The organism is Betaproteobacteria bacterium, from assembly GCA_009377585.1.
Classification (GTDB): Bacteria; Pseudomonadota; Gammaproteobacteria; order Burkholderiales; family WYBJ01; genus WYBJ01.
In genome coordinates, this window is sequence record WHTS01000092.1 from 12,209 (window position 1) to 24,259 (window position 12,051).

Genomic DNA, 12,051 nt, shown 5'->3' on the forward strand with positions numbered 1-12,051 from the left:
GCGGCGATACCTTTGCCTTCATCTGCACCTTCACCTTCGCTTTCATCCGCATCTTCGCCTGCACCTTCGCCTTCGCCTGCATCTTCACCTTCGGCCTCGCCGTCGCCTGCCATGCAGATGCCGGCGGCGAGCCACAAGAAACCGCTCGGCGCCGGTGCACTGGCCGCGGTGGCGGCTGGCGTCGTCGTCGTGGTTGCCGCAGGCGCCTACCTCGCGTTGACTCCGGACAAGACGATCGAGAACAAGCAAGCCTCGGCCGATACGGCAGCGGCAGCGCTTGCGAACACCGCGGTCAAGGCCGAGCCGGCGCCCGTGCCCGCCGCACCCACCGCCGCGGCGAGTGCCCCACCGATCGATGTGCCGGTGGAGCCGGGCACCATGGTGATCAGCGCGCTCGGCGCGGCGGATCCGCGGGACCCGCGCTTCAACGGCGATCCGGCAGCGGCACAAGCCGAAGCGCGCGCCGATGCCAAGCGCAAGCTGATCGACAAGGCGCTAGGCGTTTACGTCCAGCCGGCCTCGCTCGATCGCAACTACGCCGTCATCGAGGAGAAGCTGCTGGCCGACCCGGGTGTGTTCATCAAGCGCGTCATCTCCGAGGGCGCACCGCAACTAGGCAAGGACGGATTGGTCACGACCGTTGCGCGCGCGGCAGTGCGGATGCGCGCGGTGCAGAAGTCGCTCAACCAGATGTCGAAGGAAGAGCGCATCGAGTTCATTCGCAATGGCGGCGATCCGAAGATCTCCGTCATGATGGCGATCCGCAATGCCGATACCGCCGAGGCGATGCCGCCTGCGCGCTCGCAGCTCGCCGAGAACGTCGTCAAGGAGCGTATCCGCTCCTTCGGCTTCCGAGTCTGGACCCCCGAGGTCGATGCGCCCGCCAGCCCCGAAGCCAAGCAGGCGGACTTCCATATCCAGGGCGAAGTGAAAGTGAAGCTGCTGTCGATGCGCCTACCCGCCTCGGGGCTCACGGTGTCGAAGACGGCGCTCACTTCATGGACGGTCAAGGCAACCGATCGCGCGACCGGCGAGGAAATCTATCTCAACACCGCCTTGCCCAAGGCGCAGAGCTGGGCTTCGGAAGATCAGGCTCTGGTCGAGATCGGCCGGCTGGTCGGCGAAGAGTTCTCCAAGAACTTCTTCCTGCAGCACTTCAGCGCGCCGGAGCAGAAGGTGAGCTTGAATGTCGCGGGCCTGCCCGCCGGTGCGCTCGGCGTCCACACCGCGCAGCAATTGCTGCGCGAGCTTCGCGGCATTCGGCAGGTGCTCGATGCCCAGCCGCTCGCCGAGCCCGGGCGCTACCAGCTGCGGCTCGCCGAGGGCAATCCCTCCGACATCATCGAGAAGGCCGTGCTCGCACCGCTCAACGCCAAGCTCGGCCAGAGCTGTTTCCTGCTGGCCGGCGCCAGCGGCGCGGTGGTGAACGTGAACCTCACCCAGGCGTGTGCGGACGACGCGGTGCGCGTGCGGCTCGAAACCCAGCCGCCCGCGGGATTTCTCGCCACGCCGCGCGGGCCAAGCCATTCGGCGCCCAAGCTCGGCAAGCCGACCGCGATCTAGCCAGCGATGCCCCTCCTTGGCAAACCTGACAAGGAGGGGCAGGACGCGCGCATGCGCGGACGGGGTGGTCTGCGATGCAAAACCACACCACCCCGTCGGCTGCGCCGACACCCCTCCTCCTGAGAGGAGGGGAGGCTCAAAGCTTTCCCCTCCTTACCAAGGAGGGGCGGGACGCGACCGCAGGTCGCGGACGGGGTGGTGGTGTGCGATCGCACCACGCCACCCGCCGCCTTCATAGCGCGACGAACTCGACCGTTTCCTCATTGGAATCGGCGATGCTGTGGCCGAAGCAGATGTAGCCTTGGCCGCGCAACATGACTTCCTCGCGCCGTAGCACTACTTCGTCTTCATCGACGAACGTCACGTAAGTGCCGTTGGTGCTCTGATCGATCAGGAAGAACTTGTCGCGACGCCATTCGACCCGAGCATGCAGGCGCGAGGCCTTGCGGTCGGCGAGAACGATGTGGCAGGTCGGATCGCGGCCGATGAGGACGAACGCCCCGGCTGCCTCGAGCATCAGGTGACGGGCTCCGTGCGTGAGCCGCAGGCGCTGCAGGACGGTCGGTTGCGACGTGAACGAGGCCGCCATGGTGAGCTCGTCGCTCGCCTGCCACAGCACTTCGCACACTTCGACATCGTCGCCTTTGCCCCGGACTGCAAGCGCGGCGATGTTTCGCGTGCTGGAGCGCAGCAGCGGCGACATCAGCATGACCGTCGCCGCGGTCGTAATGATCTGACTGGCCTTGGCCAGGGTTGCCATGCGCGCCGCGGTATTGACCGTGTCGCCGAACACGTCGCCTTGTTCCTGGATCAACGAACCGGCGTGAAAGCCGATGCGAATCGCACGGCTCACGCCGGAAGCAGCGGGCAAGGTCGAAACGGCGAGCTGCATGTCGGTGGCCGCCAGCGCGCCGCGGTCGGCATCGGGAAACACGCACATCAGCTCGTCCCCGATCGTCTTGATCACGCGCCCGCCGCGACGGACGGTCACCGAGCGCATAATGTCCAGGCACTCGTCCACCAGCGTCTTGGCGGCCGCATCGCCGAGCGTCTCGTACAGCATGGTGCTGCCCGATATGTCGGCGAACAAAACGGCTGGCAAAGGAACCGCCAGTTCGGTCGCCGCCGTGCTCGGTTCGTTCGGAATGGACATGGCCGTCGATGTCTGCGCCCGCATGATAGCAAATCACCGAGCGTCGGCAGCATAGTTCGAGCCTGCGTACCGGTTCACGACTCCCCGCCGGCCGTGGATCGCGGCCGCCCACTGCGCTACCCGCGTTGCCGCAGAACAAAAGATTGCCCAAGGGGTTACCCGTGCGGCGCTTGCCGGCAGCTCGACGATTCCTTTAAGCTCGCGCGCGTGAATCCCGCCAAACGCCGCGCCATCTTCGAGCGCCTGCGCGCCGCCAACCCCAATCCCACCACGGAGCTCGAATATTCGACGCCGTTCGAGCTGCTGGTCGCGGTGGTCCTTTCGGCCCAGGCCACCGACAAGGGCGTGAACCTCGCGACACGGAAGCTCTTTGCGGTCGCCAACACGCCGCGGTCGATTCTCGCGCTCGGGCAGGATGGCCTGGAAAGCTACATCAGGACGATAGGACTCTACCGCAGCAAGGCGAAGAACCTGCTCGCCACCTGCAGCATCCTGCTGCAACGCCACGGCGGCGCAGTGCCCAGGGACAGGGAGGCGCTGCAGCTGCTGCCGGGAGTCGGCCGCAAGACCGCCAGCGTCGTGCTCAACACTGCGTTCGGCGAATCCACCATCGCCGTGGATACGCACATCTTCCGCGTGGCGAACCGCACCGGGCTCGCGCCCGGAGCCGACGTGCTCGAGGTCGAGCGCCGGCTGGAGAAATTCACGCCCGAGGACTTCAAGCGCAACGCGCATCACTGGCTCATCCTGCACGGACGCTACGTGTGCATCGCGCGCAAGCCGAAGTGCCCCGAGTGCATCATCCGCGATCTGTGCGAATACCGCGCAAAAACCCCGGCGCAAGCCGTCTCAGAATGCTCAATGCGCTCTCGGGCCGGCCCGAGAAGCGGTGCGGCATGACGACGATGTACGCACCGACGCGCGACGAGGCAAGGCAGTTCTTCTTCGAAACCTGGCGCAAGTACCGCGCCGGCGAGCCGCTCGCCGGCCTGGAGACCGTCGCACTGCAGGTGCTGCTCGCTCATCCGGAATACCATCGCGTCGTCGACACGCCGCAGCAGCATGGCGATCGCGACTATGGGCCGGAATCCGGCGCGATGAACCCCTTTCTGCATTTGAGCCTGCACCTCGCGGTCGAGGAGCAACTGGCGATCGACCAGCCGCCCGGCATTGCGGCGCAATTCGAACGGCTGCGCGCTGCCAAGGGGGAGCACGAGGCGAAGCACGACGTGCTCGAGTGCCTCGGCGAGGTGGTGTGGCATGCGCAACGAAACGGCACCGCGCCCGACGCCGAAATGTATCTCGAATGCCTGCGCCGCAAATCCTGATGGCAACGCGCGCGGCGCTGCGCGGCCGATGAGCGGGCACAGCCAGTTTCGGCTGCTGCGCGAACGGCGTTTCGGACCGTTCTTCGCGACCCAGTTCCTCGGCGCGTTGAACGACAACGTGCTGAAGAACGCGCTGGTGATCGCCTTCACCTACCAGGCCGGCGCCTGGAGCGCGCGCTCCTCGGGCGAGCTCGCCAACATCGCGCAGGCGCTGTTCATCCTGCCGTTCTTTCTTTTTTCCGCCCAGGCCGGGCAGCTCGCGGACAAGTTCGAGCGCTCGCGCATCATCCGCCTGGTGAAGCTCGCCGAGATCGCGATCATGCTGATCGCGGTGGCCGGGTTCGCCTTGGGGAGCCTCGCGGCTTTGCTCAGCGCACTGTTTCTCATGGGCGCGCATTCGACGCTGTTCGGCCCGGTGAAGTACGCGATCCTGCCGCAGCACCTGCGCGAGGACGAATTGGTGGGCGGCAACGCCTGGGTCGAAAGCGGCACTTTCCTCGCCATCCTGATCGGAACCATTCTGGGCGGCGTTCTGGTGGGCGTGGGCGGCGGAGAAACCGCTGCCTGCGTCTGCGTCGCGATCGCGGTAGCGGGCTATATCGCAAGCCGCGGCGTGCCGCGTTCGCCCGCGCCCGAGCCCGGGCTGCGGCTGGACTGGAATCCGCTGCGGGAGAGCTGGCGCAACCTCCGCTTCACCGCGCGCAACCGCACCGTGTTCCACTCGGTGCTCGGCATCTCCTGGTTCTGGTTCTACGGCGCGATGTTCCTCGCCCAGTTTCCGGCCTACGCGCGCGACACGCTGGGCGGCGGGGAGCAGGTGATCACCCTGTTGCTCGCGGTATTCTCGATCGGCATAGGATTGGGTTCGTTGCTGTGCGAACGCCTGTCGGGACGCAAGATCGAGCTCGGTTTGGTGCCCTTCGGTTCCATCGGCATGAGCCTGGTCGCGCTCGATCTGTTTTTTGCCTCGCCCGCCTCGTCCGCGGGAGCCGGGCTCACCGCCGCACAGTTCCTGCGCGAGCCGGGCAGCCTGCGCATCCTGCTCGACCTGGTGCTGATCGGCATGTTCGGCGGCTTCTACATCGTGCCGTTGTACGCGCTCATCCAGACGCGCAGCGAGCGCGCGCACCAGTCGCGCGTGATCGCCGGCAACAACATCCTGAACGCCGCCTTCGTCGTCGTGGCGGCCGGGCTCGCGATCGGGTTGCTCCAGGCCGGCGTGAGCGTGGCGCAAATCTTTCTCGTCACGGCGCTGCTCAATGCGGCGGTAGCCGTATACATCTATACGCTGGTGCCCGAATTCCTCATGCGCTTCATCGTGTGGCTGCTGATCCACTCGGTGTACCGGCTGCGGAAATCCGGCCTCGAGCACATCCCGGACGAGGGCGCGGCGGTGATCGTCTGCAACCACGTGAGCTTCGTCGATGCGCTGGTCGTCGCAGCGGCGTGCCCGCGCCCGGTGCGCTTCGTCATGGATCACGCCATCTTCCGCATCCCGATCCTCAACTTCGTTTTTCGCACCGGCCGCACCATTCCCATCGCCTCGGCCCGCGCCGAGCCCGCGCTGCTCGAACGCGCCTACGACCAGATCGCGCGCGCGCTCGAAGCCGGAGACCTGGTCTGCATCTTTCCCGAAGGCCGCATCACCGACAGCGGCGAGATGTATCCGTTTCGCCACGGCATCCGGCGCATCGTCGAGCGCACCCCGGTGCCGGTGATTCCGATGGCGTTGCGCGGACTGTGGGGCAGCTTCTTCAGCCGCAAGGGTGGCAAGGCGATGTCGCGCCCGTTTCGAACGCTGCCGTTCAGGCTCATCGGGCTCGCCACCGCACCCGCCGTGGCAGCGCAGGACGCAACGCCCGAGCGCCTGCAGGCCATCGTGCAGCGGCTTCGCGGCGATTGGCGCTGATCCAGGCGACGGGGGCACCCGCCCACGAATGCCGGGACGTATGACTCGCGAGCCGCGCGTGCCCGCGAAATCGAGCGCCGCAAACGACGACGGCCGCTTTCAGGCGGCCGTCGCGAGCAATGCAAAAGCTCAGTACTTGTTTTGCAGGCCGCGCTGCGAAGCGTAGTACGCAGCGAGGTTCTCGATCTCCGCCGAGGTGAGCGGCTTGGCGAATCCGCCCATGATCGGATCCTTGCGAGCACCGGTCTTGTAGTCGCGCATCGCCTTGGCGATATAGTCCGGGTGTTGACCGGCGATGCGCGGAAAATCGGCCGTGGGGCTATTACCGTCCGGGCCGTGACAGGCGGCGCAGACCTCGGTTGCCTTCTTTCTGCCCGCCTCGATATCGGCGGCCGCCACAGAGCTGATACCGGCCACGAACGCGGCCACTGCAAGAATGAATCGCGTCATGATGGCCTGTCCTACTTGGTTGCCGCGGTCTGCGTACCCTGCCCGCCATAGTAGGCGGCCAGCGCGGCCATGTCCTGCTCGGTGAGCGACGACGCGATGGCGCGCATGGTTTCGTTGTTGCGTGTTCCGGCCTTGTAAGCCTGCAGTGCCTTGACGATGTACGCGGGGTGCTGCCCGCCGAGCTTGGGCACGCTGTAGACCTCGGGAAACGCCATCCGATAGCCCTCTATTCCATGGCAGCCCTGGCACATCGCAAGCTTGTTGCGTACGTCCTGGACCCCGCTCTCCTCGGCTGCACCTGCTTCGGCGGCAAATGCCGCGGCCAGCACGGCGAGCAACAGCGTGCGCTTGCGCTTCATCGGGAACCTTGTCGAGTGTGTCTTGAAAACATCGAAACGCGCCGGATTATACAGGAAGTTTCCCGCGCGACTGCGCATTGTGCAAGGCTCTCGCGTCCACCATAATGGCGTCGCGGGCCGATACCGGCTCGGCTCACGCTGCGCGCCGTGCGTTTCCTCCACAATATTCCCGTCACCCGGCTGCTGCCGTTTCTCGCCTGGCTGCCGAAGACCAACCGGCACACGTTGCGCTCGGACGCGATGGCGGGATTGATCGGTGCGGTGATCGTGCTGCCGCAAGGCGTGGCGTTCGCCACCCTGGCCGGCATGCCCCCGGAATACGGCTTGTATGCCGCCATGGTACCCGCCGTGGTGGCGGCGCTGTTCGGTTCGTCGTTCCATCTGGTCTCCGGTCCGACCAACGCGCTCTCCATCCTGCTGTTCGCACAGCTTGCGCCGCTCGCCGAGCCCGCCTCCGTCGAGTACGTGCAGCTCGCGCTCACGGTCACCTTCCTGACCGGCGCCATGCAACTGACGCTGGGCCTGGCGGGCATGGGCGTGCTGGTGAACTTCATCTCGCACAGCGTGGTCATCGGTTTCACCGCGGCTGCCGGCCTGCTGATCATCGCGAGTCAGCTGTCGAATTTCTTCGGTGTGGATATTCCTCGCGGCAGCAGTTTCTTCCAGATCCTGCGCGTTTTCGTCGCCGAGGCTGCGAGCGGCGGGATCAACTGGATGGTGACGCTCGTGGCCGTGTTCACGATCGCGATCGCGATCGTGACGCGCCGCTTCTATCCCAAGTTTCCCTACATGATCGTCGCGGTCGTCGCCGGCGCGCTGTTCGGCGCAGGGGTGGAGTGGCTATTCGGACGGCAAATGGGAGAATTGCCCAAGCTCGGCGCGATAGCGGGGGCGTTACCGCCCATTTCGGCGCCCGATCTGTCGCTGGAGGGAATCCGCCGGTCGGTGCCGATCGCACTTGGCATGACGATCCTCGGGCTCACCGAGGCATTGTCGATCGCACGCGCCATCGGCGTGCGCTCGGGTCAGCGCATCGAAGCCAATCAGGAGTTCATCGGCCAGGGACTGTCCAATCTCGCCGGTTCGTTCTTCTCCGCCTACCCGTCGAGCGGCTCGTTCAATCGCAGCGGCGTGAACTACGAAGCGGGTGCGGCGACCCCGCTCTCCCCGGTCATCGCGGCTGGCCTGCTGATCGTATTCGTGCTCGCCGTGGCGCCCTTGTTCGCGCATTTGCCGATTGCCGTGATGGCCGCGATCCTGTTTCTCGTCGGCTACGGGCTGATCGACGTGCAGCATGTGCGCCAGGTCGGGCACACCAGCCGGCGAGAAGGCGCCATCATGCTGGCCACGTTCCTCACGGGGCTGTTCGTCGACCTCGAATTCGCCATCATCGCCGGCGTGCTGTTCTCGCTCATCGTTTACCTGCGTCGAACCTCGCACCCGCTCATCATCGACGTGAAGCCCGATCCGGCGCCGGACAGTTACCACTTCAGCGCGGATAGCGGACTGCCCGACTGTCCGCAGGTCAAAATGGTGCGCGTGAACGGCTCGCTGTACTTCGGCGCGGTCGACCACGTGGCGAAGTGCTTCGCCGATTTCGATCCGCGACAAAGGCACCTGATCGTGGTCGCCAGCGGGATCAACTTCATCGATGTGGCAGGTGCCGAGATGCTGGTGGCCGAGGCCCGTCGCCGGCGTGCGCTCGGCGGCGGCTTGTACTTCTACCGCGTCAAGGACGAGGTGCGCCGGCTGCTCGAACGCGGCGGTTACCTGACGGCGCTGGGACCCGAGAATCTTTTTCCGGTCAAGCGCCGCGTCATTGCGACCCTTTATCCGCGCTTCGATGTGGAGACCTGCCGGCACTGCAAACATCGCATCTTCGCCGAATGCCAGGAATATCTCCCCGACGGCGAACGCCGCTCCGACGCGAAGACCGCGGATTCGAGCTGAGACCGGCCATTGCCGTACGCGCAGCTCGGCCGCTGCCGCAACTCAGCCGCTGCTTCTGCGCTCGGTTCGGGTGCAGAAGAGCTCGCGCCGGCCGTTAACGGGGCGGGCGAGTCCGTCCGTCGGGCGCCGCAGACACGACAACTTCGATTACACTGTATACGCATACTGGAGAATCGTCGGATGGGGATCAACGACGACGCGTCCGCTGGTCAAGCACCGCACGCCGATGCTCTTGCGGCCGGCAACGTACTGAACGCGCTTCCGCCCGGCTATCGGCTGCAGGAGTATTCGCTCGACGGCGTGCTCGGTTACGGCGGGTTCGGGATCACCTATCTCGCGACCGATCACAACCTGAAGTGCAATCTCGCGATCAAGGAATACCTGCCGTCGGACCAGGCAGTACGCGACGGCACCTTTTCCCTTCGGCCCAAGTCGCCGGGCGCAGCCGAGATCTTCCATTGGGGGCTGAGCCGATTCATCGAGGAAGCGCGCGCGCTAGCCACCTTCAACCACCCGCATATCGTACGGGTGCTGCGTTTCTTCGAGTCGAACAATACCGCCTACATGGTGATGGAACTGATCGGCGGCCAGCCCTTCGGCGAATGGGTCAAACGCAAGCGACCGCTGTCCGAGGCGGACTTGCTCGCGGTGGTGCGTCCGATACTCGACGGGCTGGCGATGATCCATGCCAGCGGCTTCGTGCATCGCGATATCAAGCCCGGCAACATCCACATGCGTACGGACACCGATCCGTGCCTGCTCGATTTCGGCGCTGCGCGCAAGCTGGTCAGCGGCAAGGGCGGCGAACTGACCGCGATCGTGACGCCCGGATATGCAGCTCTGGAGCAATACCACTCGCATGGCCACCAAGGCCCGTGGACCGACCTGTATTCGTTGGCCGCCGTCATGTACGGCGTGATCACCGGCCAGCGGCCCATCGAAGCGCCGGCGCGTGCGCGCAACGATCCGCTGCCGAAGGCGGTCGCCGTCGGCGACCGCGCCATCTATTCGGAAGTCCTGCTGCGCGCGATCGACTGGGGCCTTGCGCCGGCGGAAGAAGAACGTCCCCGCAGCGTGCAGGCGTTCCTGCAAGCGCTGCCGCGCGCCGATCTGATGCAGCCTTCATCGCTGCCGCCCGCTACCGTGCGGGCGGATTCGCACTCCGGTTTCGGCACTCTGGATACTGCGCTCACCACGCAGCTCGAGGCAGCGCTCGCCCGACATCTCGGGCCCATGGCCTCGGTGCTGGTCCGGCGGCACAGCAAGGAGCATACGACGCTGGGTCCGCTGCGCGCCGCTCTCGCCAACGATATCGAAAGCGAAACCTCGCGTCGCACCTTCCTCGAGCGTACCGAAGGGCTGCTGCGCGGCGAGTCCCCGAGCCGGCCTCCAACCACGGTTCCTGGCTCGCGCGCACCGGTCAGCCGACCGCCCACCGCCCCGCCGACCACGGTGCCGCCCATGTTCGATCCCCAGTTCCTGGCCGCAGTCGAAGCCGAGCTCGCCAATCATCTCGGCCCGCTGGCCGCCGTCCTGGTGCGAAAATCGGCCGCCAAGGCGCGCGATCGCGCGGAGCTGTTCCTGCTTCTGTCGGATCACATCGCCAACACCGATCAACGCCGCGCCTTCATCCGCAAGAGCGTGGCGGCATTCAAGGACAAGGGTTAGCCCGGATATTTCGCCGGGGCCGATGAAATATCCGGGCTAGAAAGCCTGAAGGGAGGGCCTCATGGGCTTGCGGTTGAAGTTCAATCTGGTGCTGCTTGCAGTGTTCGTACTCGGGTTCATCGTCAGTGGCGTGATCTCGTGGAACATGCTGCAGGGTAACGCACGCGACGAAGTGGTGCGCAATGCGGAGCTGCTGATGGAGGCAGCGCTGGCGGTGCGCGGCTATACGGTCGCCCAGGTGAAGCCCCACCTGGACGAAAAGCTCCAGCAGGTGTTCCTGCCGCAGACGGTGCCAGCGTACGCGGCCACCGAAACGCTGAACCAGGTGCGCAAGAAGTACCCGAACTACAGCTACAAGGAAGCGACGCTCAATCCGACCAATCCGCGCGACCGCGCGGTCGAGTGGGAAACCGACATCGTCAACGCCTTTCGCAATCGGGCGGATCTCAAGGAGCTGAGCGGCGAACGCTCGACACCCACCGGGCCGGCACTCTATGTCGCGCGTCCGATCCAGATTTCCAACCCGGCTTGCCTGGCCTGCCACAGTGTCCCGGATGCCGCGCCCGCATCGATGCTCAAGCTCTACGGGCGCAACAACGGCTTCGGCTGGAAGCACAACGAGATCATCGGCGCGCAGGTAGTCTCGGTGCCGATGGCGTTGCCGATCGCGAACGCCAACCGCGCCTTCTACGCCTTCATGCTGTCGCTCGCCGCGGTATTCATCGCGGTGTTCGTGGCGCTGAACGTGATGCTGTCGTGGATCATCATCCGTCCGATCGCCAGCATGTCCGCGGCCGCCGACAAGGTGAGCGTAGGTGACTTCACCATTCCGGAATTCTCCGAGCAGGGCAAGGACGAGGTATCGGTGCTGGCCGCCTCGTTCAATCGCATGCGTCGCAGCCTGCAGCAGGCGATGAAGCTCATCGAGGGGTGACGCATTCGCTCACGCAGCTGCTGGATGCTTTTCGCAGCCGCGTGCTCGCGCCGGTTCATTCGCAAAGCGCAGCGTAAACGACAATCCGCAGCGCAATTCGGCGCCGATTGAGCGCCGTGTCACCGCGCAGCGGGATGCGAACCGCATGCCGGCCGCATTCCTCTCACAACCTGCCAACCGTCGCTTCGAGACAACAGGCCTCGACCTCTGCCCGGGTTCGACTGCATGTTGCGCAGCGCCTCGCGCGACAAGGCATCCTCGTTGCGAGGCAGTGGATGCGCCCTTCCGGGAATGCGGAAGGGCAAGCGACGGCCGCCGCTCTCGGTGCGGCCGGCGTGGTTCCCACTGTGTCCAACTTGTTTTGGAGTTTTGCCATGAAGTCGATTGTAGCCACGCTGACACTTGCTGCAGCACTTGCGGGATGCGCCTCGTTCGGTAACACAGACGATCCCCCGGTTGCCCGCGATACGGGTTTCATGGAGCACCCGGGCACCAGCTTCGACCCGAGCGCGCCAGGCGATCCGCCCATGCAAGCGGGCCCGCACGATTAAACGTCTGCACGATCAAAGTCTGCAATGGCGGAGCGACTGCACCCATGCGGCCGCTTCCGCCGCTGTTTCGGCGCTGCTAGTGTCAGCGCACGCAGCACGTGAGCCGCGTTGCTACAATGGCCTCCTCGTTCTGACGAGGCAACAGCGTGGGACATCGGCTCAGCAAGATCTACACTCGTACCGGGG

General features: G+C 65.5%; 9 protein-coding genes and 1 pseudogene (1 of these 10 running past the window's edge). 7 read left to right on the forward strand and 3 right to left on the reverse strand.

Features of this window, described 5'->3' with window-relative positions; translation table 11 throughout:
- Positions 1–1,563 (forward strand): annotated as a pseudogene (locus tag GEV05_22665) (protein kinase); it begins 996 nt to the left of the window's first position.
- A gap of 232 nt (positions 1,564–1,795) precedes the next feature.
- On the opposite strand, the gene GEV05_22670 reads toward GEV05_22665, so the two are convergent.
- Entirely contained in the window at positions 1,796–2,716 is a 921-nt protein-coding gene (locus GEV05_22670; protein MPZ46135.1) for an FHA domain-containing protein, read from the reverse strand.
- Between the two features lie 207 nt (positions 2,717–2,923).
- Here GEV05_22670 and nth point away from each other — a divergent pair, with 207 nt between their 5' ends.
- The 3 genes from nth to GEV05_22685 are packed head-to-tail and all read left to right on the forward strand — an operon-like array spanning position 2,924 to position 5,953.
- On the forward strand, positions 2,924–3,616 hold the full coding sequence (gene nth, locus GEV05_22675; protein ID MPZ46136.1) for an endonuclease III: 693 nt from the start codon (positions 2,924–2,926) through the stop codon (positions 3,614–3,616).
- A 5-nt stretch (positions 3,617–3,621) separates the two neighbouring features.
- On the forward strand, positions 3,622–4,044 hold the full coding sequence (locus tag GEV05_22680) for a DUF1841 family protein (GenBank protein MPZ46137.1): 423 nt from the start codon (positions 3,622–3,624) through the stop codon (positions 4,042–4,044).
- 28 nt (positions 4,045–4,072) lie between these two features.
- Positions 4,073–5,953, forward strand: coding sequence for an MFS transporter (locus GEV05_22685; GenBank protein ID MPZ46138.1), 1,881 nt, complete (start codon positions 4,073–4,075; stop codon positions 5,951–5,953).
- A 129-nt stretch (positions 5,954–6,082) separates the two neighbouring features.
- On the opposite strand, the gene GEV05_22690 is transcribed toward GEV05_22685, so the two are convergent.
- Both GEV05_22690 and GEV05_22695 read right to left on the reverse strand, forming a co-directional pair.
- On the reverse strand, positions 6,083–6,403 hold the full coding sequence (locus GEV05_22690; GenBank protein ID MPZ46139.1) for a c-type cytochrome: 321 nt from the start codon (positions 6,401–6,403) through the stop codon (positions 6,083–6,085).
- A gap of 11 nt (positions 6,404–6,414) precedes the next feature.
- Positions 6,415–6,762, reverse strand: a complete 348-nt coding sequence (locus GEV05_22695) for a c-type cytochrome (protein MPZ46140.1) — start codon at positions 6,760–6,762, stop codon at positions 6,415–6,417.
- Positions 6,763–7,002: 240 nt separating this feature from the next.
- On the opposite strand from GEV05_22695, the gene GEV05_22700 reads away from it, so the two are divergent.
- From GEV05_22700 to GEV05_22710, 3 genes are all read left to right on the forward strand, one after another.
- Positions 7,003–8,712 (forward strand): STAS domain-containing protein, encoded by a 1,710-nt coding sequence (locus GEV05_22700; GenBank protein MPZ46141.1) that lies wholly within the window; start codon positions 7,003–7,005, stop codon positions 8,710–8,712.
- Between the two features lie 180 nt (positions 8,713–8,892).
- Positions 8,893–10,380, forward strand: a complete 1,488-nt coding sequence (locus GEV05_22705) for a protein kinase (protein ID MPZ46142.1) — start codon at positions 8,893–8,895, stop codon at positions 10,378–10,380.
- A 61-nt stretch (positions 10,381–10,441) separates the two neighbouring features.
- Complete coding sequence (locus tag GEV05_22710) at positions 10,442–11,314, forward strand: DUF3365 domain-containing protein (GenBank protein MPZ46143.1); 873 nt, start codon at positions 10,442–10,444, stop codon at positions 11,312–11,314.
- Positions 11,315–12,051: the final 737 nt, after the last annotated feature.